General features: G+C 62.9%; 17 protein-coding genes and 2 pseudogenes. 3 read left to right on the top strand and 16 right to left on the bottom strand.

The window, feature by feature from the left end:
* Positions 1 to 2 precede the first annotated feature (2 nt).
* The 4 genes and pseudogenes from C2U47_RS14940 to C2U47_RS14925 all read right to left on the bottom strand — a co-directional run bounded on the left by C2U47_RS14940 (position 3) and on the right by C2U47_RS14925 (position 5,823).
* A pseudogene (locus tag C2U47_RS14940) lies at positions 3 to 1,240 on the bottom strand (CmpA/NrtA family ABC transporter substrate-binding protein).
* 461 nt (positions 1,241 to 1,701) lie between these two features.
* Positions 1,702 to 2,286, bottom strand: coding sequence for an ANTAR domain-containing response regulator (locus tag C2U47_RS14935; protein WP_010675452.1), 585 nt, complete (start codon positions 2,284 to 2,286; stop codon positions 1,702 to 1,704).
* Between the two features lie 125 nt (positions 2,287 to 2,411).
* Positions 2,412 to 3,170: a uroporphyrinogen-III C-methyltransferase gene (gene cobA, locus C2U47_RS14930; RefSeq protein WP_010675453.1), complete on the bottom strand. Its 759-nt coding sequence runs from the start codon at positions 3,168 to 3,170 to the stop codon at positions 2,412 to 2,414.
* Between the two features lie 28 nt (positions 3,171 to 3,198).
* Entirely contained in the window at positions 3,199 to 5,823 is a 2,625-nt protein-coding gene (locus C2U47_RS14925) for a nitrate reductase (protein WP_010675454.1), read from the bottom strand.
* A 284-nt stretch (positions 5,824 to 6,107) separates the two neighbouring features.
* Between C2U47_RS14925 and C2U47_RS14920 the strand changes: the two genes are divergently transcribed.
* Positions 6,108 to 6,611 (top strand): RNA methyltransferase, encoded by a 504-nt coding sequence (locus tag C2U47_RS14920; RefSeq protein ID WP_010675455.1) that lies wholly within the window; start codon positions 6,108 to 6,110, stop codon positions 6,609 to 6,611.
* Positions 6,612 to 6,653: 42 nt separating this feature from the next.
* Here C2U47_RS14920 and C2U47_RS14915 read toward each other — a convergent pair whose 3' ends face one another.
* Complete coding sequence (locus tag C2U47_RS14915) at positions 6,654 to 7,397, bottom strand: hypothetical protein (protein WP_010675456.1); 744 nt, start codon at positions 7,395 to 7,397, stop codon at positions 6,654 to 6,656.
* Between the two features lie 194 nt (positions 7,398 to 7,591).
* Between C2U47_RS14915 and C2U47_RS14910 the strand changes: the two genes are divergently transcribed.
* Positions 7,592 to 8,023 (top strand): universal stress protein, encoded by a 432-nt coding sequence (locus C2U47_RS14910; protein ID WP_010675457.1) that lies wholly within the window; start codon positions 7,592 to 7,594, stop codon positions 8,021 to 8,023.
* 169 nt (positions 8,024 to 8,192) lie between these two features.
* On the opposite strand, the pseudogene C2U47_RS14905 reads toward C2U47_RS14910, so the two are convergent.
* The 6 genes and pseudogenes from C2U47_RS14905 to gpt all read right to left on the bottom strand — a co-directional run bounded on the left by C2U47_RS14905 (position 8,193) and on the right by gpt (position 13,888).
* A pseudogene (locus tag C2U47_RS14905) lies at positions 8,193 to 8,828 on the bottom strand (murein L,D-transpeptidase catalytic domain family protein).
* A gap of 156 nt (positions 8,829 to 8,984) precedes the next feature.
* Complete coding sequence (locus tag C2U47_RS14900) at positions 8,985 to 10,241, bottom strand: glutamate-5-semialdehyde dehydrogenase (protein ID WP_323887983.1); 1,257 nt, start codon at positions 10,239 to 10,241, stop codon at positions 8,985 to 8,987.
* Positions 10,242 to 10,273: 32 nt separating this feature from the next.
* Positions 10,274 to 11,377, bottom strand: a complete 1,104-nt coding sequence (gene proB / locus C2U47_RS14895) for a glutamate 5-kinase (RefSeq protein ID WP_010675460.1) — start codon at positions 11,375 to 11,377, stop codon at positions 10,274 to 10,276.
* A 145-nt stretch (positions 11,378 to 11,522) separates the two neighbouring features.
* Positions 11,523 to 11,915: a sigma factor-binding protein Crl gene (gene crl, locus C2U47_RS14890; protein ID WP_039040346.1), complete on the bottom strand. Its 393-nt coding sequence runs from the start codon at positions 11,913 to 11,915 to the stop codon at positions 11,523 to 11,525.
* 62 nt (positions 11,916 to 11,977) lie between these two features.
* Positions 11,978 to 13,246 carry an esterase FrsA gene (gene frsA, locus C2U47_RS14885; protein WP_010675462.1) on the bottom strand — a complete coding sequence of 423 codons (1,269 nt, stop codon included), beginning with the start codon at positions 13,244 to 13,246 and terminating at the stop codon, positions 11,978 to 11,980.
* Positions 13,247 to 13,420: 174 nt separating this feature from the next.
* Positions 13,421 to 13,888 (bottom strand): xanthine phosphoribosyltransferase, encoded by a 468-nt coding sequence (gene gpt, locus C2U47_RS14880; RefSeq protein ID WP_010675463.1) that lies wholly within the window; start codon positions 13,886 to 13,888, stop codon positions 13,421 to 13,423.
* Between the two features lie 927 nt (positions 13,889 to 14,815).
* Between gpt and C2U47_RS14870 the strand changes: the two genes are divergently transcribed.
* Entirely contained in the window at positions 14,816 to 16,267 is a 1,452-nt protein-coding gene (locus tag C2U47_RS14870; protein ID WP_010675465.1) for an aminoacyl-histidine dipeptidase, read from the top strand.
* Positions 16,268 to 16,896: 629 nt separating this feature from the next.
* Here C2U47_RS14870 and C2U47_RS14860 read toward each other — a convergent pair.
* The 5 genes from C2U47_RS14860 to C2U47_RS14840 all read right to left on the bottom strand — a co-directional run bounded on the left by C2U47_RS14860 (position 16,897) and on the right by C2U47_RS14840 (position 23,131).
* Positions 16,897 to 17,898, bottom strand: a complete 1,002-nt coding sequence (locus tag C2U47_RS14860; protein WP_069784465.1) for an ABC transporter ATP-binding protein — start codon at positions 17,896 to 17,898, stop codon at positions 16,897 to 16,899.
* 94 nt (positions 17,899 to 17,992) lie between these two features.
* On the bottom strand, positions 17,993 to 19,030 hold the full coding sequence (locus C2U47_RS14855; protein ID WP_010675468.1) for an ABC transporter ATP-binding protein: 1,038 nt from the start codon (positions 19,028 to 19,030) through the stop codon (positions 17,993 to 17,995).
* Positions 19,031 to 19,055: 25 nt separating this feature from the next.
* A complete protein-coding gene (locus tag C2U47_RS14850) occupies positions 19,056 to 20,873 on the bottom strand; it encodes an extracellular solute-binding protein (protein WP_010675469.1) in 1,818 nt (605 codons plus the stop codon).
* Positions 20,874 to 20,955: 82 nt separating this feature from the next.
* A complete protein-coding gene (locus C2U47_RS14845; RefSeq protein WP_010675470.1) occupies positions 20,956 to 21,999 on the bottom strand; it encodes an ABC transporter permease in 1,044 nt (347 codons plus the stop codon).
* Positions 22,000 to 22,105: 106 nt separating this feature from the next.
* The gene (locus C2U47_RS14840; protein ID WP_010675471.1) at positions 22,106 to 23,131 is read right to left on the bottom strand and encodes an ABC transporter permease subunit; all 1,026 of its coding nucleotides are present in this window, start codon (positions 23,129 to 23,131) and stop codon (positions 22,106 to 22,108) included.
* Positions 23,132 to 23,689: the final 558 nt, after the last annotated feature.

The following is a 23,689-nucleotide window of genomic DNA, read 5'->3' as shown; positions in this document are numbered from 1 at the left end:
GCTCATTGCACCCGCTCATCGCCCTTGAGGCCGATGGCGAACTGTTGCAGGTAGGCGTTGGGGTGGCGGCCGTCATAGATGAGGCCGTCGATGAAGCCATCCTGGGGGCCGCGATAGCCCTGCTCGCTGGCAAAGTCGGGGAAGTCGGTGGCCTTGAGCTTGCCCTCGGCGATCAGCGCCTCGGCGGCCTGGCGATAGACATCCGGTTGATAGACGGCCTTGGCCACCTGCTCGAACCAGGCGTCCGGCCTGGCCTCGGGGATCTGGCCCCAGCGCCGCATCTGGGTCAGGTACCAGATGGCGTCGGAGTAGTAGGGATAGGTGGCGTGGTGGCGGAAGAAGACGTTGAAATCCGGCACCTGGCGCTTGTCCCCCCTGGCGTACTCGAAAGTGCCCGTCATGGAGCTCGCGATCACCTGCTCGTCCGCCCCCACGTACTCGGGTCTGGCCAGCAGCTTGGCCGCCGCGCGCCGGTTGCCGTTGTCGTCTGCATCCAGCCACCAGGCCGCCCGCAGCAGCGCCTTCACCAGCCGCACATGGGTGTTGGGGTGACGTTCGGCCCACTGCCGGGTGACGCCGAACACCTTCTCCGGGTTGTTGCGCCAGATCTCCTGATCCGTGATGACGGGCACCCCTATGCCCCTGGCGACCGCCTGCTGGTTCCAGGGCTCCCCCACGCTGTAGCCGGCGATAGTGCCCGCCTCCAGGGTGGCGGGCATCTGGGGGGCGGCGTCACCGACAGCAGCACGTCCGCCTGGCGCTGGCCCGAGTTGTCCCCGAGTTGGGGGGCATAGAAGCCGGGGTGCAGGCCGCCCGCCGCCAGCCAGTACCTGAGCTCGTAGTTGTGGGGGGAGACGGGGAAGACCATCCCCATGTTGAAGGGCTTGCCCCCCTTGCGATACTCCGCCACCACGGGCTTGAGGGCGGCGGCGCTCACCGGGGGCGGCACCTGGCCCGCCTGCGGCCTGGGCAACTGGGGCGCCATGGCGGCCCAGACGCTGTTGGCCACCGTGATGGCGTTGCCGTTGAGATCCATGGCAAACGCCGTCACCAGCTCGGCCTGGGTGCCGATGCCGATGTGGGCCGCCAGGGGCTGGCCCGCCAGCATCTGGGCACCGTCCAGCTCGCCGTCTATCACCCGATCCAGCAGGATCTTCCAGTTCGCCTGGGCTTCGAGGGTGACGTAGAGTCCCTCATCCTCGAAATAGCCACGCTCGTAGGCCACCGCCAGCGGCGCCATGTCGGTCAGCTTGATGAAGCCGAGCCTGAGCTCCTCCTGCTCCGGGGCTCCCAGTGCCAGCACCGGCAGCGACAACGCCGCCAGCAGCAGTCCCGCACATCCTTGTCGTCCGTTCATTGCATCTCCTCCCTCGGTTCCGGGTCAGGGCCATGGCGCCAGGCTGCCTGGAATCGCAGTGCCACCTCGTTGCAGCGCTGCGACCCAAGGTGCGTCGCGACCAAAAAAAAGCCCCGCCGATCCGGGATCGGCGGGGCTTCTTTGCCCTGTTGCGGGTGAGTGGCCTGATCGGCCCCTCACTGCGCATCGTTACTTCATTGCTATCGTGTTTTTGTTATTCACTTTCCGTGCCAGCTCGTCCAGGGTGCATCAGGCGGCCCTTTGCGGTCTGTGGTGCCCTGATCCTCCCTCAAATTTGCCTCAATTAGGCGCAGTTGCACCAAAACGGTTGGCCACGGGAGCGCTCAGGCGGGCAAAGCCTGCAGCAGTTGCCGCGCCAGCTCCCCCAGGCTCAGGTGACGGCTCATGGCGGTGCTGCGCATCAGGCGATAGGCCTCGTCCTCGTCCAGCCCCTGATGGCGCATCAGGCGTCCCTTGGCCTGCTCGATGAGCCGCCTATCCTCCAGCTTCTGGCGCAGCTCGCTCTCGGTCTGCATCAGGGCCTGCACCATGGCGAGCTGACTGCGGGCCAGACGCAGCCACTGCTCCACCGGCTCACGCTCGCCGCAAGGGTGGGGCACCAGCAACACCCCCTGCTGCAACAGGGCGAGCTGGGTATCGCCCCCCAGCCGCTCGCAGAACAAGAGGCGCGGCATGTCGGGCCAAAGGGAGAGGCCAAGGCGTACCTCGGCGCTGAACTGGCGGCAACTGACGAGCAGGGCATCCCCCCTCTGCGTCGGCGTCAGCAACTGGCGGGTATCGAGGATCCCGGGCTGATGGCCGTAGTGACTGACCAGCAGGGCCAGGCGGTTCGCCTGGCCCGGGTCATCGGCGTGGATCAACAGCCGGGAAGCGGGGCCGTCCTGGCCCCGGGTGGAAAAAGTGGTCATGGCGCTCCTTGTCGGCGACGATCGCGTTCTGTCTGGCGAAAATGCCGCAACATGAAGGCCAACTCTTTGAATCTACCTCCTTTTTATCTATCAGGAGGTAGTGGGGGTAGAGGGACAATCGCCCCTCAGGCGACCCGTTCCAGGGCCTCCGTCAGCAGCCCCTGCAGCTCGGCGCGCAGCCGCACCACCTCCCCCATGATGATCAGCACCGGGCTCTGGCCCAGCAGGGCACGGGCGGCCTGCTCCAGGCCATCGAGCGTGGCCTCGTGCACCTGCTGGCGGGGGCTGCAGCCAGCCACCACCAGGGCCACCGGCAGCGCGCCCGGGGCCCCCGCCCTCAACATCCCTTCCCGAATGCGGGCCGCCCGCTCCAGCCCCATGTAGAACACCAGGGTGTGGCCCGCCCGGGTCAGCCCCTGCCAGCCCTGATAGTCGCGCTCGTCCATCAGGTGCCCCGTCACCAGGGTCAGGGAGCGGGCCAGCCCCCTGTGGGTCAGGGGAATGAAGCTGCTGGCGGCGCAGCCCAGGGCCGCCGTGATCCCCGGCACCAGCTCGGCCTCGATGCCGTGCCGGGCCAGGTGCAGCGCCTCCTCGCCACCGCGCCCGAACACCAGGGGATCCCCTCCCTTGAGGCGCACCACCCGCTTGCCCGTGCGGGCCAGGGCCAGCAGCAGGGCGTTGATCTCCTCCTGGGTCGGGCTCGGCTCACCGCAGCGCTTGCCCACGTCGAAGCGGGCCGCCCCGTGGGGAATGCGGGCCAGGATCTCGCTCCCCACCAGGCGGTCATAGACCACGACCTCTGCCGCCTCCAGACGGTGCAGGGCGCGCAGGGTCAACAATTCGAGGGGCCCGGGGCCCGCTCCCACCAGACTGATTTGGCTCATCTCAGGCTCCTTGTGTCCTGGCACCGCACTAAGCGGATGCCAGGAAAACATGTTTGATCAACAGCTTGTCGATTTCGGGCAGACAGGTGCCGCAGTTGCTGCCACAGCCGAGCAGGGCCTGCAGCCCCGCCAACTCGCTCACCCCCTGCCGGGTGATGGCATCGACGATGCGCTGCTCCGAGACCCGCAGGCAGGAGCAGACCAGCCGGCTCTCCCCGGCCAGGGCCTGGCTCAGGGTCTGGCTCAGGGCCCCCGCCTGGAGCGGCGTGCCGAGCAGACTGGCCAGCAGGTCGACCTTGATGTCCGGGCGCCGCGCCCCCACCAGCAGGATCCCCTCGATACGATCTCCGGCCAGAGCCACGGCCAGCCACCCCTCCTTCATGGGCAGCCTGAGCCAGTGCCCCTCGGCCCCAAGCCGTTGCCACAGGCTCTCTGTGCTCTCTGACCAGGAGGCCAGCAGGGTGCAGTTCCCCTCGGGCAGGGGACGCCTGGCCCACCAGTCCACCGGCTCGCGCCACTCACCACGGCCACACCAGAGCCCTTGCCAGCGGGTGAGCTGCGCCCTGGCCTGCACCCGCCCCTGTTTGAACATCGGCTGGCCGGAAAGGGGATCCACCACGGGGGCGATGAGGCGGTTGACCGCCCCCTGGCTGCACTGGCTGTCGGTCCAGTGCATGGGCAGGAAGGCCTCCCCCTCCCTGAGCCCCTCATCCAGCCCCACCAGCAGCAGCGCCTCCCCAAGCCCGTTGCAAAGGCGCACCAGGTCCCCCTCCTTCACGCCAAGCGCCAGCAGGCTGGCGGCCCCCATTCGTACCCTGGGCCAGGGCTCGGCCTCCTGCAACCGGGGCACATGGCCGGTGCGGGTCATGGTGTGCCACTGATCCCGCAGGCGGCCACTGTTGAGGAGCAGGGAGACAGCCCCTGCAAGCGGTGGCGTTTCTGGCTGCTCGGGGAAGCGCTGGGCCAGGGGCAGCAGGCGGGCCCGGCCATCCGGGGTGGCAAAGCGCCCATCCTCGAACAGGCGATCTCGTCCACGGGGCCAGTCAGCGTTGACGGGCCAGCGCAGGGGTTCCAACGCCTCGAATTCGGCACGGGTGAGACCCGCCAGCCCGGAGATGTCGAACTGGCGGGATCCGTCGTTCTCAAACCCGGAGAGGGCGGCATGCTCGCAGAAGATCTCGTGCTCGTGCTCATAGGCGAACCCCTCGCCAAAGCCGAGCCGACGGGCGAGCCGGGTCAGGGCCCACCAGTCGGGCCTGGCCTCCCCCGGCAGAGGCAGGAAGGCGCGCTGGCGGCTGATGGTGCGCTCGGAGTTGGTGACGGTGCCGCTCTTCTCCCCCCAGGCGGCGGCAGGCAACAGCAGGTGGGCGAGGCGCGCCGTGTCGGTGTTGGCCGTCACCTCGGAGACCACCAGCAGCTCGCAGCGGCTCAGGGCCTCGCGCACCCGGTTGCCGTCCGGCAGGGAGACCGCCGGGTTGGTGCCGAGCACCCAGAGCGCGCGGATCTCCCCCCGGTGCACCGCCTCGAACAGCTCGACGGCCTTGTGCCCCGGCCCGCGCACCATGGTCGGGCTTCCCCAGAAGCGCTGTACCCGATCGCACTCGGCCTCGCCAAAGCCCATGTGGGCGGCGAGCTGGGTCGCGAGCCCTCCCACCTCACGCCCTCCCATGGCGTTGGGTTGCCCCGTCATGGAGAAGGGAGCCGCCCCCGGCTTGCCAATGCGACCGCACATCAGGTGGGCGTTGATGATGGCGTTGGCCTTGTCTACCCCCTGGTTGGACTGGTTGATCCCCTGGCAGAACAAGGTGACAGTTTTGGGGGTACGGGCAAAGAGCTGGTAGAAACCGAGCAGATCGCTGCGGGAGAGGCCGCAGCTGCGGGCCACCTCGTCCAGTTGCCAGGCCGGATCGTCCAGCGCCCCCGCCAACGCCTCGAAGCCGCTCACGTGCTGCGCCACATAGGCCTTGTCCCAGCCATCGACATCGAGCAGGTAGCGGCACAGGCCGTTCCAGAGCGTCACGTCGCTGCCGGGTTTGAGTGCCAGATGCAGATCCCCCTGCTCCGCCGTCATGGTGCGGCGGGGATCCAGCACCACCAGCCTGAGCTCGGGGCGCCGCGCCCTGGCCTGCTGCAGGCGGCGAAACAGCACGGGATGGGTCCAGGCGGTGTTGGCACCGGTGAGCACCACCAGATCGGCGAGCTCGAGATCCTCGTAACAGGCGGGCACCAGATCCTCCCCGAAGGCGCGCTGGTGGGCCACCACCGCCGACGACATGCAGAGCCGGGAGTTGGTGTCCACGTTGGCACTGCCCAGATACCCCTTCATCAGCTTGTTGGCGACGTAGTAATCCTCGGTGGTGAGCTGGCCCGACAGATAGATGCCGATGGCATCCGGCCCGGACTCGGCCAGGATGGCGGCAAAACGCGCAGCCAGGGTGTCCAGGGCCTCCTCCCAGCCGATGCGCTGCCCCATCCAGCGCGGATAGAGCAGGCGATCGGGAAAGGCCAGGCTCTCCAGCAGGCTGGCCCCCTTGACGCACAGGGCGCCGCCGTTGGCCGGATGCTGCTCATCCCCCTGCAACTGCCAGTTGTCCCCCTCCCGGCTCAGCCGGATGCCGCACCCCACTCCGCAATAGGCACAGGTGGTCTTCATTCCCTTGCTCCTTGTCATGTGTCTGACGAGGGGCCCATAAAAAAAGCGTCCGCCCCCCTGCGGGGACGGACGCCTTTGTCCGGATGCCTCATCGTCTTGTATGGGGAAATGACTGCAAACCCCGCGCCAGGATGCAAGGGGCGCCGCCATTGCGCATCAGGAGGTCGGGCTGCGCCGCCACGGTGCAGCCGCCCCCTTGTTGGGCCCGCCTTGCGGGAATCCGCCCCGCACGCTGGGCAAGGGACCCACCGGGGGTATAATGCGCCACCACACAGGAGAGAGAGATGAAAGTGTCAGATGAAGGCGCCGCCGGGCAGCACCGGGCAGATGCCCGGGAGGGTGGGGACTATTGCGCCATCGGGCTGGTCAATCCCAAATCCCCGGAGAACGTGGGCGCCGTGATGCGGGCCGCCGGCTGCTACGGGGCGGACGAGGTCTACTACACGGGGCAGCGCTTCGAGCTGGCACGCCGTTTTGTTACCGACACCAAGCAGATGGTGGAGAAGATCCCCCTGCTCGGGGTCGAGGAGCTGCTGGACTTCGTGCCCGAGGGCTGCACCCCAGTGCTGGTGGATTTGATCGAGGGGGCCACGCCCCTGCCGGATTACGTGCACCCCGAGAGAGCCTTCTACATCTTCGGCCCGGAGGATGGCACCCTGGAACCCGCCCGCTTCGCGGCGGTGAAGGAGGTCATCTATGTGCCGACTCAGGGTTGCATGAACCTGGCCGCCTCGGTCAACGTCATCCTCTATGACCGGTTGGCCAAGACGCTCAGCGCCAAAGGCTGAGGCAGGACAAGAGGGGCCCGATGACGGCATCAGGCCCGACAGCTAGGGCTGTGGTTTGTTCGCCCGCACCACCTGCTCCCTGAGAAAGTCCTGGTAGTAGTCGTAGAGCTTGTTCTGCCGATAGATCTCCGCCAGCTTGCCCTGCCTTATCAGGGTGCGCATGCCGGGATCCCAGAGCCCGTGCAACTGCCTGCCCTTCGGGGTATCGGCGAAGATGGGGTAGGTCGGGATCCAGCGCAGGAATACCTGTACCAGCTCGGGGGGAAGGGAGCCTTCGGGGTAGAGGGCGCCGTCGGTCAGGTAGTAGCGGTAACGCCCCTTGATCAGCAATTGCAGCGCCATCTCGTGGCTGTCTATCTCGAACCAGCGCATCGGCTCCGGGATGAACTTGTCAAAGGCCCACCCCCTCAGCCAGAGCACCTCCTGCTCCTTGAGGCTGTGCTCCCCTGCCCAGTGCGGCAGCCAGCGCTTTTGCATCACCACGCTCACGTAGTCCGCCGAGTCGGGGTAGTCGGGCTGATGGACCCCGGGCACCTCTCCCCGATAGACCCCCATCGCCATGTCCCCCTCCTTTTTCGACACCACCGCCAGTGCCCGTTTGTAAGGCACCATGTGAAGCTTCACCTCGTGCCCCAGGGGTTCATAGATGGCTCGAACCACATCCAGATAGACCCCCTTGCCGTCCCGGTGACAGAAGCCGGGCCAGTCGTCGCAATAGACGTGTATGGTGTCTGCCCGCACGAACGAGGTGATCAGCAGGCAACAGAACAGAAAAAGACGAACCATGAATATCCTCAGTGATATGGCACTCGGCAGATGCTCACCGCCGGACGGCCCGTTCAGGCATACAGATAGCATAGAAAAACAGAGTCCCGGCCGACATTTTCCCCATTTTGCGAGCGGGTCGAGGGTTATTGTCGCCCCACAGCGTATCATGGCAAACAAGATTCATTAGTAGCCCAACTTGAGGGGAGATTCTCATGCCAACCATCAAATCCCTGCTCTGCCCCGTCGATTTCTCCGAGATGTCCAGAGCGGTACTCGACTACGCCGTCTTCATGGCCAACACCCACCAGGCCGAGCTCAAACTGGTCCACGTGGTGGATCAGCTGCACGGCTTCGACAGCTACAAGATCCTGCACATGACGGCCATCGAGATCACCCACGAGATGGAACGCCAGGCCAAGAGTCAGCTCAAGGAACTGGTCGCCTGCCTGCCCATTCCGGCCAAATTCGAGGTCCGTTTTGGCCGCGCCGCCGATGAAATCGTCCTCCAGGCGAAGGAAGACAAGGTGGATCTCGTGGTCATGGGCAGCCATGGCCGATCCGGTATCAGCCACCTGCTGGTGGGCAGCGTGGCGGAATCCGTGGTACGCCACGCCCCCTGCCCTGTGCTGGTGGTCCGCAAATAATCCCCGCCTGATGCGCCAAGGCCAGCATATGCTGGCCTTTTTGCTATTGATTGCCATAGGATGCTCATCTCAGAACCGGTGCACGAGGGATAACGAGAGGTCGTCGGCAAGGTAGAGCGCCGCCCACCAGTCCTGGTGACGCCCTCGCAGCAGGCTCGCGGGCAGGGTCTCAGCCATGGGCATAGATGACGCTCCCTCCCTTGATGGTGTCGATAATGGCCCTGGACTGCTCCCTTGGCAGGGCCGGGCATCCCCAGCTGCGCCCCAGCTTGTCAAACTTCTGCAGATGCCTGGGGCTGGCGTAGTCCGCCCCGTGCACCACGATGGCGCGCTTGCGGGCATCGCTGTTCTTGCCGGGACTGAGGCCATCGAGACGCAGGGATTAACCGTGCTTGCCCTGATAGGTCTCGGCGGTGCGGTAGACCCCCAGGGAACTTTGCCGGGAATTCATCTGATTGGAGAACTGGCGGGCGGCCAGCTCCCCCGAATTGCGGCCGTGGCTGACCCAGGTGTGGTAGAGCAGCTTGTGGCGCTTGACGTCGATGACGAACAGCCGGCGCATGGTCGAGGGCTTGCTGTAGTCGATGATGGTGAGAATGGGTTTTCGCTTGTGACGCACGCTCTGGTAACCGTCCAGGGCCTTGCGAAACACGCGGCTGTCGAGCTTGCCGGCCAGCCCGAGCTGACGATAGAGATCCTGGTCCCAGCTGGCGTGGCTGGCGCCGCTGAAACCGAGCGCCCCCAGCAGCAGTGGCAGGCTCAGCCAGAGGCTGCCCCACCACGCACTCCTATCCTGTCCCTTCATCCTTGAAGTTGCTCCCCTTGCTGTCGCTGGCCTGATGCCCCGGGTGACACCGCATCCTGCTGGATAGTTATATGCAAGCCATTGATTGCGAGCAATAAAAAAGCACAAAAATGCCGACCTGAGTCGGCATTGTCCTGCTTGCTGAGCGTGCCTGGATCAGGCACGGCTGAGATAATCCGCCTGCCCCACCCACTTGTAGCTGGTGAGTTCGGTCAGCCCCATGGGGCCACGGGCGTGAAGCATCTGGGTCGAGACCGCCACCTCGGCCCCGAGGCCAAACTGGCCGCCGTCGGTGAAGCGGGTGGAGGCGTTGACATAGACCGCCGCCGAACCGGCCCCGTTGACGAAACGCTCGGCATTGGCGAGGGAGTTGGTCAGGATAGCATCGGAGTGGCCGGCGTTGTGCTCGCGCATATGGGCGAGCGCCTCGTTGACGTCCGCCACCACCTTGACCCCCAGGGTCAGCCCCAGCCACTCGGTGTCGAAATCTTCCGGCCCCGCGTCGCACAGGTTCTCGCTGCCAGCCAGCAGCGCCATGGCGTTGGGCGCCCCCACCAGAGTCACCTTGCGCTCGTTCATCAGAGCCACCAGTTGCGGCAGCAAGGTGGCCGCCACCTTCTCGTGTACCAGCAGGGTATCGAGGGCGTTGCAGGCGGAGGGGCGCTGCACCTTGGCGTTCTCGATGACCGCCAGGGAACGTGCCAGATCGGCGCTCTCGTCCACGAAGATATGGCTGATACCGAACCCGCCGATGATGACGGGGATGGAGCTGTTCTCCTTGCACATCTTGTGAAGACCCGCGCCGCCGCGGGGGATGATCATGTCCACGTAGCGATCGAGGCGCAGCAACTCGGCCACCAGCGCCCTGTCCGGGTTGTCTATGTACTGCACCGCCGCCTCGGGCAGGCCGGACGCCGCCAGGGCATGCTGGATCACCCGCACCAGCTCCAGGTTGGAGTGGAAGGTCTCGCGACCGCCGCGCAGAATGCTGGCGTTGCCGGTCTTGAGGCAGAGGCTGGCGATGTCGATGGTGACATTGGGGCGCGCCTCGTAGATGACGCCGATGACCCCGATGGGCACCCGGCGACGGGAGAGGCGCAGGCCGTTCTCCAGCACCCGGCTGTCGATTTCGGCCCCGACCGGATCGTCCAGGGTGATCACCTTGCGCACATCCGCCACTATGCCGGCAAGGCGTGCCGGGTTGAGCAGCAGGCGATCCAGCATGGCTTCCGTGAGCCCCGCCTCGCGCCCGGCGGCGATGTCTTTCTCGTTGGCCGCCAGGATCTGGGCACTGCGTGCTTCCAGTTCATCGGCGATGGCTGCCAGCGCCCGGTTCTTCTGTGCCGTGCTGACGGTGGCCAGTTGATAGGCGGCTTCACGGGCCGCCTGCCCCATTTTCTCCAGACTCATCACAGTTCCCTTTTGTTCATGCGGTGCCGCCCTGTTCAGAGCAGCACCATGTCATCACGGTGGATGGCCACGGCCCCATAGCCGTAACCCAATACCTGTTCAATCTGATCCGAGTGGACACCCCGCAGCCGATCCAGCTCCAGATGGTCGTAACGGCAGATGCCGCGAGCCAGCTCGCTCCCCTTGGGATCCAGGATACGCACCACGTCGCCACGCACGAAATCTCCCTTCACCGCGACGATGCCCTTGGGCAGCAGGCTGGAGCCCTTCTCCTGCATGGCGGCCACGGCCCCCTGATCCACCTGCACTTCGCCGTGAGGGGGGGGCCCTGCCAGGATCCAGCTCTTGCGCCCTTCCAGGGGGGATGCCAGGGCCGGGAACAGGGTCCCCACCCGCTCCCCGGCGGCGAGGCGGCCGATCACTTCCGGGATCTGGCCGGTGGCAATCACCACGTCCACCCCGGCGCGGCGCGCCACGTCGGCCGCCTGCAGCTTGGTGGCCATGCCACCGGTGCCAAGACCGCTCACGCTATCACCGGCAAGGGAGCGCAGGGTGTCATCTATGGTCTGCACCTCTTCGATGAGCTGGGCATCCGGGTTGGTGCGCGGGTCGGCGGTGAAGAGCCCCTTCTGATCCGTGAGCAGGATCAGCAAGTCCGCATCCGCCAGGATGGCGGCACGGGCGGAGAGGTTGTCGTTGTCCCCCACCTTGATCTCGGCAGTGGCCACGGCGTCGTTCTCGTTGATGACGGGGATGATGCGGTGATCGAGCAGGGTGCGCAGGGTGTCGCGGGCATTGAGGTAGCGCTCCCTGTCTTCCAGGTCGGCGCGGGTCAGCAGCATCTGGCCGATGTGCAGCCCGTAGAGGTTGAACAGGTCCTGCCATACCCGGATGAGCTGGGTCTGACCCACCGCCGCCAGCATCTGTTTGTTCGGCAGGGTAGGCGCCAGCGGAGGGTGGCCCAGATGCTCACGACCGGCGGCGATGGCCCCCGACGTGACCAGCACGACACGGTGCCCGTGTCGATGCAAGGCGGCACATTGTCTGACCAGCTCGACCATGTGGGCACGGTTAAGGCGGGCAGATCCCCCGGTGAGCACGCTGGTGCCCAGTTTGACGACTATGGTTCTGTTTTCCATGGGAACGAAGGGTTAGAAAAGTAAGGAATCCCTTTATACCCACGGCCCTCCTGCCCTGCAAGGCAATTAAGCCTCGCCAGGCAGTTGCAGGCTCGGTGACAAAGCATCGGGGTACCCCGCACCGGGAAGATGCGGGGCTTGGGGATCAGGCTGCCGTCACGCTCAGTTCGGCAGTCACCTGCTTCGCGGGGGAGAGGGTGCACTCCAGCTGGGTCAGCTTGCCGCTAATGAGCTTGTAGAAATGTTGCAGGGTGCGTTCCACTTCCGCCTGATGCTTCTTGGGCAGCGCCTTGTCGATCCACTCCCCGTCCGCGTTGTAGAACCCCGTCTGATAGTGGTAGCTGAAGCTGTGATCCGCCTGCTCCAGCACCAGCCACCAGCCCCAGAACTCCCGCTTGTCCGGAGCAGGCTTGGCGCTGACACAGACGGACAGGCAGTCAAAGCGGTAGCGGCCCTCCTCGCACAGGTCTTCACGCAAATAGGGGCCAATGGCCGCGAACTGCCGCAGCAATCGCTTGTAAGTCACTCTTTCTGACATGCTAACCTCCCTGTTGAACAAGCCATACCATCACATGGTGATGTTACATTTTTAGTTTTATATCATGTACATAAGTGCTTTTTGAGCCAATCTACCGTCTCTTTCAGTGCCTCGTCATAGACCTCGAGCAGTGGCTGCTTGTCAAACACCACCGCCTTGCCGTTGCGACTCGCAGCGGCCAATGCCCGGACATCCTGCTCGGGACAAATAAAATCTTTCTTGTGCCCGATACTCAATATCGGCACGGAAGTGCGACTCCCCAGCAATCCCTGGGTCTTGAGGGAGAAGACCTGACACTTGGTGCGCAGCAGATCCCACTGGGCCGCGTCCGCCCCCAGCCGGTTCGCCAGCCCGTCGCGCATCATGCGCGGGCAGCGGGCGAACATCTCCTGATTGGTGAACACCTGGTTGATGCCGGCACCGATGCAGACCACGGTCCTAAGCTTGAACGGCTCGACGAAGGCGAGACGGGCCGCCACATTGCCGGCGAGGCGGAACCCCACCATGGCGATGCGCTGGTGATCGACCCAGGCCACCTCCGAGAGGTAGTTGAGCACCGCCTGGTGCAGGCGGCTGGTGTCCTGCACCAGGGGCCAGTGCTCGGCATAGCCGGTGCCCGGCATGTCCAGGGAGAGCATCCCGATGCCATGGGGCTCGAGACACTTGAAATAGAAGTTGAGGAAGTCCACCTGAAGCGAATCGATGCCACCGCTGACGATGACCAGGGGCACAGGTTTCTCGGTGGTGGGCAGATGCAGGTAGCCCTGGATGGTCTTGCCCCGAAACGGGACCTGCAACTCCTTGAGGGGCACCTTGAACAGGCGTCCTGCCTCGCGATAGGCCATGTTGCCGAGTAACTGGGCCTGATCCGCCAGCTCGTCGTGCTTGAGGTGGGGGTAGCTTGCGATGGAGTAGTAGCGCACTGCCTTGAGCAGGCTCTTCAGCGCCGCGGCGCGATCCCCTTCCCCAAGCAGCGTCCGCCCCGTATTGAAATAACGGCCGGCGAGCTGACTCCACTCATAGACCCAGTTGCCGGGCACATAGCCCTTGATGGTGTCCAGATAGCGTTCGTGACTGCGCTCCCCCTGCCCCATGGCGATGTGCGCCAGGGTCTGCTCCACCTCGACGGGATCGGCCCCCTGCCAGGCCCAGGTCGGTCTGCGCAGCAGGCGATACCAGCGGGGCGACAGGGCGCCATCGATGAAGCTGTCAGACAGTGCGCTGTCTTGCTCGTCGACGGGGCTCGAGTTGGAGACTTCGGAAGTTTCCAATACCTTTTTGACCCGGGTAAACAGCTTTTCCGTCAGATTGGTATCGTCGTTTGGTTCCAAAATGGTGGCTCTTCTGTCTCAAACAATGTCCCATCTTAACCACTTTTCACATCGAGCAGCCACACCAGATACGCATTGAGCCCCAAAAGGGGCTCAATGTGGTCAACCTTGCATCACGACGGATCAGTCCGCTCCCGAATGCCGGGGAGTCACTGGTCGCGACCGGTGGGGCGATTACGCTTCGTCGCAGATCGGCTTGGCGAACTCCAGCGCCATGTCCCAGGGCTGTTCAATCCAGGTGTCCTGCGGAATGGCGACTTCGAAGTCATCCACCAGGGGTTCGCCCATGGGCTTGGCGAAGATGGTGATGAACTTGGCTCTGGGGTAGAGCTCGCGGATCGCCTTGGCGGTGCCGCCGGTGTCCACCAGATCGTCCACCACCAGCCAGCCTTCACCGTCACCTGCGGTGGTGGCAGCCTTCACCACCGCTAGCTCGCGCTGGTTGTCGTGGTCATAGCTGGAGATGCAGAGGGTTTCGACATTGCGAATGCCAAGTTCGCGGGCCATCAGGGCCGCAGGCACCAGACCACCGCGGCTGACGGCGATGATCCCTTTCCACTGGCTGACAGGCAGTTGACGACGGGCCAGACGGCGCGCTTCGCGTTGCAGGTTATCCCACGATACATAAAACTTTTTTGGCATGCTATCGATCTCAACGAGTTATAAAGCAATCACTTATGAGGCGAGAACCCGGCAAAGAGACGGGTTCAGGTCAATTCTGGCACCCCGTTTCCCGAATTTTGCTTGCACTTTTTCGGCCTCGGGGCTGACGCCTCGGCGGCAAAAACGGATGCAATGCGAACAGGGATGGGGTGTAGCTGGCGGCCATGTCGGGTGGACTCCCGATCTCGGCCCGGCTGTTGGGCCGGTATGATAGCACTCTTTATGGATAAATTGAGCGGCAAACGTATGCGAAAAACAGGAAATGTCCGTCAACTTCCGCTCTGTCGCCCTTTTGGGAGGACTCCGGCGACACCGACAGGTTAGCCGTTTGACACACATTCCATGACATTCGGGCAAAAAAATAGCAGGGGGAGGAGAGGATCCTCACACACCTGCTGCTGTTACCTGTGACGCCTGCGAGCCTTAACGGCGGGTGGCGTAGGGATTCGGGTAGTTGAAGCCCTGGGTATAGAGAGATTGGGCAAACCAATAGGTTGAATTGCTGCCTGACATCATAAACTCCTGATTGCTTAACAAGTTACGTACCTTAATGCGGGTTCACATCCTTGAACTGACACTCGGTTCCATGGAGGCGCACTTGCTTTGCTTCGGTTCCCTGGAGGCATTGATTGTCATCCTGACAAGTGGGCTGGCCACGGCGGCTAATTTACCACCCGGCGCCAAAAAGACAATATTTTTGTGATCAGCATCACAAAGTTGATGTTGTGCTGACACGAATCAGGCAGGCAGTGAAGTTCGCCATCCATGCTCCCTTTCCCAGCACAAGCAGAGCGTCATTTGCGCTGATCGCTCACATTTTTGCGTGATTGACTGTATTATCGTTATCCTCTTCCCCGGCCCGCAGAGTGGGGCCCGACATTTTCCATGCTGGTAAGGAGTCCCGACGTGGCACAGCTCAGTTCTCTGTCTCCCAAGTTGATTTGGCAATTCTTCGAGCAGATCTGCTCCATCCCCCACCCCTCCAAGCACGAAGCCCAACTGAGCGCCTGGATCGTCGCATGGGCCCAGGGAGAAGGCCTGGCGGTCAAGCAAGATGCCGTCGGCAACATCATCATCAAGAAACCGGCCACGCCGGGGATGGAAAACCGCAAGGCCGTGGTGCTGCAAGCCCACATCGACATGGTGCCCCAGGCCAACGCCGACACCCAGCACGACTTCACCACCGATCCCATCGATGCCTACATTGACGGTGAATGGGTCACTGCCCGCGGCACCACCCTGGGCGCCGACAACGGCATGGGCATGGCGGGCTGCCTGGCCGTGCTGGCCGACAAGACCATCAAGCACGGTCCGCTGGAAGTGCTGCTGACCACCGACGAAGAGACCGGCATGACCGGCGCCTTCGGTCTGGAAGCGGGCTGGCTGGAAGGCGAGATCCTGCTCAATACCGACTCCGAAGAGGATGGCGAGGTCTACATGGGCTGCGCCGGCGGGGTGGATGCCAATATCCGCTTCCCCCTGGAGCTGGTCGCTGCCACCGAGGGTGAAGGTTTCGAGCTGCAGGTCAAGGGCCTGCGCGGCGGCCACTCCGGGGTCGACATCCATCGCGGCCGCGGCAACGCCAACAAGCTGCTGGTCCGTCTGCTCAAAGCCGCCGAACCGCTGGGGGTGCGCCTTGGCGATCTCAGCGGCGGCACCCTGCGCAACGCCATCCCCCGCGAGGCCCGTGCCAGCCTGCTGGTGCCCGCCGCCAGCGTGGCTGACTTCAAGGCCCTGGTGGACCGCTACGCCGGCATCTATCAAAGCGAGCTGGCCGCCACCGAGGCCAACCTCACCGTGCTGCTCACCGCCCGGGAGAAACCGGCCCAGCTCATGAGCGAGTCCCTGCAAAGCCGCCTGCTGGATGCCCTGATGGCCTGCCCGAACGGGGTGATGCGCATGAGCGACGCCATCCCGGGCGTGACCGAGACCTCCACCAACCTGGGTGTCATCAAGACACTCGAGGGGGAAGTCTATGTGCAGTGCCTGATCCGCTCCCTCATCGATTCCGGTCGCGAGAACATCGAGCAGATGACCCGCTCCCTGTTCACCCTGGCCGGCGCCAGCTGCGAGTTCACCGGCGCCTACCCGGGCTGGGCACCGAACGTGGACTCCCCAGTAATGGCGCTGGTACGCAACAGCTACCAGACCCTGTTTGGCGAGATGCCGAACGTCATGGTGATCCATGCAGGCCTCGAGTGCGGTCTGTTCAAGAGCGCCTACCCGGACTGGGACATGGTCTCCTTCGGCCCGACCATCCGTGGCGCCCACGCACCGGGGGAGAAAGTACACATCCCGGCGGTCGAGCGTTTCTGGCACCTGCTGGTTCACGTGCTGGAACATATCCCGGCCAAGTAAGCCAGCTCACGACCATACCGATGCCCCGCCCCGTGCGGGGCATCTTTTTTGTGCTCCCTCCTCGGCCACCTCTCTCATATCCCCGATTCCACGCGCGGCCCTGGCTTGAAACCGTATCCATGAACAGGTCTGCATTTGAAAACCCTTTCCATGATTTATGTAAATTTACAACACAAAAAGTTGATCCAGCTCACATATTCCCCTAGGATCAGAACGTGACCAAGGTCACACAACCCATGAACCACAGAGAAACGAGGTCATCATATGTTCGAGAATCTGGCAGTGCTGTTCCACCTGAAGGGTGCAACCAGCAAGAAAGGTGCTGAAGAGAAAGACACTTATGCGCCTGCAACCCGCAATTACTACTTCCGTTATGGCGCCTGATATCGCCTGTCCGGAAGTTGAAATTAGCAACGTAATAAAACTACAAAACAACTCAGCAATCCACACAGCAGCCACCCCCATCGGGGCGCTGTCCTGCCCGGGCCAGAATTTCCACGGCCAAACCTGAACTCCAACCATGAAGATGGGGCCCGCAGGCCCCATTTTTTTATTCCGTTTCCGCCTTTATTGCGCCTCCTCGGTGCCACCTTGCAGCGATGCTGGTCGCGACGTGGCGGGCGCCGGCATCATATCGCCTTTCCCAGTGGCACCGCCTCCTGCACGGTCAAGGGGAAATGGCAGGCTACCTGATGCCCCTGCCCGCCGCACGCCTCAAGGGCAGGCGAGCGGGTGCGGCACAGATCCGTTGCATGGGGGCAGCGCTGGTGAAAGTGGCAGCCACTCGGCGGCGAGATGGGGGACGGCACATCCCCCGTCAGCAGGATGCGCTGGCTGCGCCGCCGCGGATCCGGCACCGGAATGGCGGAGATGAGGGCCTGAGTATAGGGATGGCGCGGTGCCAGGTAGAGTGCCTGGGCCTCGGCCAGCTCGACGATCCGGCCCAGATACATCACCGCAATCCTGTCCGAGATGTGCTTGACCACCGACAGGTCATGGGCGATGAAGATGATGGCGAGGTTCATCTCCCGCTGCAGATTGAGCAGCAGGTTCACGATCTGGGACTGCACCGACACGTCGAGCGCCGACACCGCCTCGTCACACACCAGCAGCTTGGGCTTGAGGGCGATGGCTCGGGCGATGCCGATACGTTGGCGCTGGCCACCAGAGAACTCATGGGGGTAGCGATCCACCGCGCTGCCGGGCAAGCCGACTTTCTCCAGCAGCTCCTGCACCCATGTCCGGCGCTGTTCGGCGTTGCCCTTGCCGTGGATGATGAAGGGCTCCTCCAGGATCTGCCCAACCGTGTGGCGGCTGTTGAGGGATTCTGCGGGATCCTGGAACACGATCTGCATCTCCTGACGCAGGGATCGCATCTCCTTGGGCGAGAGGTGGGTGATGTCACGCCCCTCGAAGGTGATAGAGCCGGCGCTCGGCTCGAACAGCTTGAGCAACGAACGCCCCAAGGTGGACTTGCCGCATCCCGACTCCCCCACCAGGCCAAGGGTCTCCCCCTGCCTGAGATCAAAGCTGATGCCATCCACCGCGTAGACGGTGTATTGCTTGCGCAAGAAACCGCCACCCATCTTGAAATGCTGCTTTAAATTGCTTACCGACAACAAGCTGGTCATGACTTCCATCCCCGACGATTCATGGCAGCAGACGACCTGGTCGCCTTCCCGCCGCCTGGCTGTCCTGCGACACCCCGTCCCCGCACCAGGCCGTTCATAGGCTCACCTCCTTCCAGTGGTGGCAGGCCACCCCGTGGCGTTCGCTCAACTGCTCGGTCACCGGTATGGTCTCCACGCAAAGGGGCGTGGCATGGGGGCAGCGGTTGGAGAAACGGCACCCCGCCGGCATCTCGTGCAGGGCGGGCACCTGACCCTTGATGGTCTTGAGCAGGCTCTTTGGCACATCTTCCAGCCGCGGGATCGAGGCCATCAGACCATGAGTATAGGGATGGCGCGGGTGGTCAAACAGTTCATAGATATCGGCCCGCTCCACCGCACGCCCGGCATACATCACCACCACCTCGTCGCACAGCTCCGCCACCACCCCGAGATCGTGGGTGATGAAGATGATGGCCATGCCGGTCTGGGCTTGCAGCTCCTTCATCAGATCCAGGATCTGGGCCTGGATGGTCACATCGAGCGCCGTGGTCGGCTCGTCGCAGATGAGCAGGGCAGGTTCGCAGGCCAGCGCCATGGCGATCATCACCCGCTGGCGCATGCCGCCGGAAAGATTGTGGGGATAGGCCGCGAAACGCTGGGCAGGCTCGGGGATACCCACCTTCTTCAACATGGCGATGGCGGCGTCACGGCGCTGGGCCTTGCTGTAATCGGGGCGGTGGAGGCGAAACACCTCCATCAGCTGATCGCCGACCGTCTGCACCGGGTTGAGGGCCGTCATGGGCTCCTGAAAGATCATGGAGATACGGTTGCCACGCACCTTGTACATCTGCTCCGGCGGCAGATTGAGCAGCTCCTCCCCCTGAAAGCGGATGGAGCCCCCTACCACCTGACCGTGGGGCCTTGGCAGCAACCCCATGATGGCCAGCGAGGTGACGCTCTTGCCGCAGCCGGACTCGCCGACTATCCCCAGGGTCTTGCCCGGGGCGACCTGGAAGCTGACCCCGTCGAGCACCTTGATCTTGCCGTCGTCGACGGCGAACTCCACCTCGAGATCCCGCACCTCGAGGATGGGGGACAGAGACTGCCCCTCATGATCTCTGGTGCCGGGGGCGGTGGCCTGTGTGTTGGGCATGACTGCTGCTCCCTTCTGGGCCACATCAATGATGTGCATAGGTCTTGTCGATCAGGGTGATGGGGGCCAGCGCCTTGCCGTCAGACTTGGCCTTCTGGGTCTCCTCCTTCACTTTGGGATCGATCCAGAGCAGGCCGCCACTGCTGTGGGGGTAGCCATCCATGGGCCAGTAGAGCAGATCCGGGGTGTTGCGGGTGGCGGGCACCTCCGGCAGCATCACATAGCGCCAGCTGCTGGCTCGCACGTAGTTGAGCTGAACGCCGGGCACGAAGATGGCGAGATCATAGATGCGCTGCTGGATCTGGTGGGAAAGCGCGGCCCGCTTGTCCATGTCGAACTCGACGTTGTAGGCGTCGATCAGGCTGTCGAGCTCTTTGTCAGCCACGTTGAACAGGTTGTTGGTCTGGGGCTTGTTGGCGTTGTCGGAGTGGAAGGACTCCCAGTATTGCGGATAGAGACCGCCGCCCCCCCAGCCAAGCCAGGCCGCCTCGTGTTTCTTCTCCAGCATCACCTTGAAGCCGGTGGCGCCATCCACCAGATTGAGCTCCAGATCCAGGCCCGCCTTCTTGGCCTCTTCCTTGAGCACGGTCAGCCGCTTGGAGTGCTCCTGGCTGGTGTAGGTGAGGGCCAGGGTGAGCCGCTCTCCCCTGTCGTTTTGCAGGATGCCGTCCGGTCCCTGCTTGCCGTAACCGCCCTTGGCGAAGTACTCCCGTGCCTTGGCGATGTCGTAGGCCCGCTCAGGGAGCGCGATGTCGGTGAAGGCCCCGAAGCCAGAGCCGAAGGTGGTAGCGCGGTCATAATCGCCGTGCAGCACCGTCTCTATCATCTTGTCGATGTTGAAGGCGTGCTGAATGCCGAGCCGAACGTTGAGATCCGCCAGCTTGGGATTGGCCACGTTGAGGTGAACCCCCTGCCCCCCCTGCTTGGTGTCGGTCATGGCCATCACCTTCTGCACGTATCCCTGCTTGTACTCCGGGGTGACCGCTTTCTCATGCCACCAGTTGGGCAGGATCATCTCGAAGGTGTCCAGCTCCCCCTTGAGGAAGTGGCGGAACGCGATGTTGTGGTCGCGGATCACCTGCACCTTGATGGTGTCGAGGTTGAACCTGTGCTGGTTGTAGCGATCGTCTTTTGCCCACCACTCCTTCTGCTTGCTGAAGGTGACGGACTTGCCCTTCTTCACGTCGCTCATCACGTAGGGGCCCGTGGTGGGTACCACGGCCCAGTTGTACTGCTTTACCCAGTTCGGGCCCATCTTGTAGTAGTGCTTGGGCTGGGGCCACAGCTCGGTGGTGTTGAGGAGATCGAGCTTGGCCTTGCGGCTGCCCGCCTTGACCAGGATGGTGTGGTCGTCAATCTTCTCCACCGCCACCACCTCGGTGGTGTAGTAGTTGTTGAACCAGGGGCCCTTGATGTCCTTGGAGCGCATCATCTCGTAGCCGAAGGTGTAGTCATCGGCGGTGACCGGCTTGCCGTCGGACCACTTGGCGCGCGGGTCGAGCCTGAAATAGACGGTCTGGCTGTCCGGCGCGATGGCCCAGGCATTCGCCAGGGCCGGAATGGGGTTGCCCGTGTTGGGATGGAAGCTGATGAGCCTCATCTGGTTGTCGAGGATGAAGGAGCGGAACGAGCCGTTGGAATCCGGCCCCACGGTGCGAAACGTCAGCGGGAAGCTGTCGACGAAGAGATTGAGGTTGCCGCCGGGCAGCGCCTTGGGAGAGGCGAACACGGGGTCGGTGTCGTTGGTCTCCCACGTCAGATCCGCGGGCAGGCTGGCCGCCCACACCCAGGATCCGTTCAACAGCAGAAAGAGAGCACCTGTCCATTTGATTTTATTGTTCATGTTTGACTTCCTGGTCATGCCCCTGCACTGGGGGCGTCTTCATTAAGGGTCCTGTCGATGTGCCCTGGCAAGGCGCCACCGCTCACTGATAACGGGTAAATTTGCGCGGATCGAACGCCTCCCGGATGGCCTCCCCGATGAAGGAGACCATGATGAGCACCAGGCTCACCGCCGCCACCACCGAACTCACGATCCAGATGGCATCGAGGTTGTTGATCCCCTGGGAGAGCAGCTCCCCCCAGCTCGGGGTCGGCGGCGCCAGGCCAAAGCCCAGGTAGTCCAGCGCCGTCAGGGTGGAGATGTTGCCCACCACGGCAAACGGGGCCAGGGTGACGATCATCATCAGGGTATTAGGCAGAATGTGGTTGAAGATGATGCGCCGGGTGCTCGCCCCCTGGGCCCGCGCCGCCATCACGTAGTCCCGCGCCCGCTCCTTGTAGGTGAGGGTGCGCATGTACCAGGTGATCCCCATCCAGCCGAACAGCACGTTGATGCCGACGAACAGGCCGAAGTTCGGCTTGGCCAGGGAGACCAGGATCATGATGACGTAGAGGAAGGGCACCTGGGACCAGATCTCGATGAAACGCTGCATCAGGAGATCGAACCGACCGCCGAGGAACCCCATCATGCAGCCGATGCTGACCCCGATGACATAGCTCGCCACCAGCGCGATGAAAGCAAAGCCGATGGCGATGCGAAAGCCGTAGACCAGCCGTGCCAATACGTCGCGACCGCTGGTGTCGGTGCCGAGGAAGTGGCGCTCCGCCAGGCTCGGGGCATAGGGCGGATAGGCTTCCTCCTTGAAGTCCTGCTCATAGGGGTTCCAGGGGACCAGGGGCAGCAACACCCAATCCCCCTTCCCTTCCTTCGCAAATTGGCTCTTGAGCTGGCGGTAGTTGGTCTCGTACTCGTAGTCGAGCCCGAAGTGCTGGCCCGGGATCACGTCCCCATAGGTGGGGAAATAGAGATCCCCCTGATAGCTCACCGCCAGGGCCCGGCTGTTGACCAGCAGTTCCGCCAGCAGAGAGATGACCACCAGGACCGAAAAGATGACAAAGGAGTAGTAGCCGCGCTTTATCGACTTGAAGCGCTTGAGTTTTTTCAGAGTTACCGGATTCAGGTTCATGCTCACTCTCCAAACCGCACGCGAGGATCGACCAGGGCAACGCAGATGTCGGAGACGATATGGGCTGACATCAGCATCGGCATGGCAACAGAGTTCAGGCTCATGATTACTCTCCAAACCGCACGCGAGGATCGACCAGGGCAACGCAGATGTCGGAGACAATGTTGCCCACCAGCATTAGCATGGAGGTGATGGCCAGAATGCCCATGACGGTGGGGTAATCCCGCTCGACGATGGCCTCGTAACCGAGCAGGCCGATGCCGTCGATGTTGAAGATGGTCTCGATGAGGAAGGAGCCCCCGAAGAAGACGGTGAGCACCGACCCTAAGTGACTCGCGATGGGGATCAGGCTGTTGCGCATGGCGTGATCGGTCACCGCCTTGCGAAACGGCAGCCCCTTGGCCACGGCGGTGCGCACATAATCCGCCGACAGGTTCTCCATCAGGCTGTTCTTCATGGTCATGGTGAGGATGGCGAAATCCCCGATGGCGTAGGCGATGAGGGGCAGCAGGGCGTGGGCGAAGACGGTGCGGATCTGATCCCAGCTGCTCTCCATCCCGTCAAACTCGTCCCCCGGGAAGCCCCCCATGGGCAACCACTCCAGATGGAACGCAAAGACGGTGATGAGGAAGATCCCCACCACGTAGGCGGGCAGCGCATAGGCCATGTAGATGAGCATGGAGCTCAGGGAATCGAAGCGGCTGTTGTGCCTGAGCGCCTTGGCCACCCCGAGCGGGATGGAGACGGCATAACTCAGCAGAAAGGTGGCGAGCCCGAAGAAGGCGGTCACCGGCAACCTCTCCTTGATGAGATCCCACACAGGCTCGTAATAACGGGTCGACTCCCCGAGATCCAGCACCGCCAGCTTCTGCAACCAGTCCCAGTAGGCGACCAGCATGGGCTTGTCGAGGCCGTAGAACGCCTTGAGCTCTTCAATCTGTTCGTCGGAGAGTGCCTGCGCCCCCTTGCTGCCACTGGAGCGGCCTGACTCGTTTTGCGAGACCTGCGCCTGCAGCAACATGCGCTCGACCGGGCCGCCCGGCACGAAGCGGGTGATGGTGAAGACGAGCAGGGTGATACCGAGAAACGTCGGGATGATCAAAAGCATCCGACGTAGGAAATACGACAGCATGGTGGAACCTCGTCCTTGTTGTTCTTTTATGGCCAGTCACATCCGGTGACGGGCCTATCCTTACCTGGCATTACTCACTGAATTGACTGGCATTGACAGACAATCCAGCTCGGTCACTGTAAAAGCTCTGCAACAAAAATCAAGTAGAACCCTGTCTGCGACCGGGAATGTCCCCCCGCAGCATATCCCGCGGATGATTTTTTCCAAAAAACCCAACTTCAATATAAAAAACTGCTACGCCTACCCGTCCAACTCGATTTTAAATATTAAAAAATTAATTACACAGGTGTTTTAATCCATATCAAGCAGAACAAAATCAACAAGTTAATGATAAGTCGGACTGCTTTCTTATTTACCTATAGAAGAAGAGGGATAGCTGCCCACACCATCCGTTCCCCGGAAAACGCTCTCGCCATAAAAGTAGATGAAAATACTGCAAAAAACCGTTTTCTCGATATCGACACCGGAGTGACAAGCGACTTATCGATAAGTTCAAAAATAATCAATAAAATTGTAAAAATCGAACTTAACAACATCTTTACATAAGTTGACGCAACA

Origin of the sequence: Aeromonas sp. ASNIH7 (assembly GCF_002903485.1) — a bacterium.
GTDB lineage: Bacteria > Pseudomonadota > Gammaproteobacteria > Enterobacterales > Aeromonadaceae > Aeromonas > Aeromonas caviae.
Note: the sequence above shows the minus strand (reverse complement) of the source record. Positions and strands in the feature narration are given on the sequence as shown.

Bases quoted from the DNA above. Each gene is read 5' to 3' on its own strand.
- C2U47_RS14935 (WP_010675452.1), bottom strand. From the start codon at position 2,286: ATGACCACTTTTTCCACCCGGGGCCAGGACGGCCCCGCTTCCCGGCTG.
- cobA (WP_010675453.1), bottom strand. From the start codon at position 3,170: ATGAGCCAAATCAGTCTGGTGGGAGCGGGCCCCGGGCCCCTCGAATTG.
- C2U47_RS14925 (WP_010675454.1), bottom strand. From the start codon at position 5,823: ATGAAGACCACCTGTGCCTATTGCGGAGTGGGGTGCGGCATCCGGCTG.
- C2U47_RS14920 (WP_010675455.1), top strand. From the start codon at position 6,108: ATGAAAGTGTCAGATGAAGGCGCCGCCGGGCAGCACCGGGCAGATGCC.
- C2U47_RS14915 (WP_010675456.1), bottom strand. From the start codon at position 7,397: ATGGTTCGTCTTTTTCTGTTCTGTTGCCTGCTGATCACCTCGTTCGTG.
- C2U47_RS14910 (WP_010675457.1), top strand. From the start codon at position 7,592: ATGCCAACCATCAAATCCCTGCTCTGCCCCGTCGATTTCTCCGAGATG.
- proB (WP_010675460.1), bottom strand. From the start codon at position 11,377: ATGGAAAACAGAACCATAGTCGTCAAACTGGGCACCAGCGTGCTCACC.
- crl (WP_039040346.1), bottom strand. From the start codon at position 11,915: ATGTCAGAAAGAGTGACTTACAAGCGATTGCTGCGGCAGTTCGCGGCC.
- gpt (WP_010675463.1), bottom strand. From the start codon at position 13,888: ATGCCAAAAAAGTTTTATGTATCGTGGGATAACCTGCAACGCGAAGCG.
- C2U47_RS14860 (WP_069784465.1), bottom strand. From the start codon at position 17,898: ATGACCAGCTTGTTGTCGGTAAGCAATTTAAAGCAGCATTTCAAGATG.
- C2U47_RS14855 (WP_010675468.1), bottom strand. From the start codon at position 19,030: ATGCCCAACACACAGGCCACCGCCCCCGGCACCAGAGATCATGAGGGG.
- C2U47_RS14850 (WP_010675469.1), bottom strand. From the start codon at position 20,873: ATGAACAATAAAATCAAATGGACAGGTGCTCTCTTTCTGCTGTTGAAC.
- C2U47_RS14845 (WP_010675470.1), bottom strand. From the start codon at position 21,999: ATGAACCTGAATCCGGTAACTCTGAAAAAACTCAAGCGCTTCAAGTCG.
- C2U47_RS14840 (WP_010675471.1), bottom strand. From the start codon at position 23,131: ATGCTGTCGTATTTCCTACGTCGGATGCTTTTGATCATCCCGACGTTT.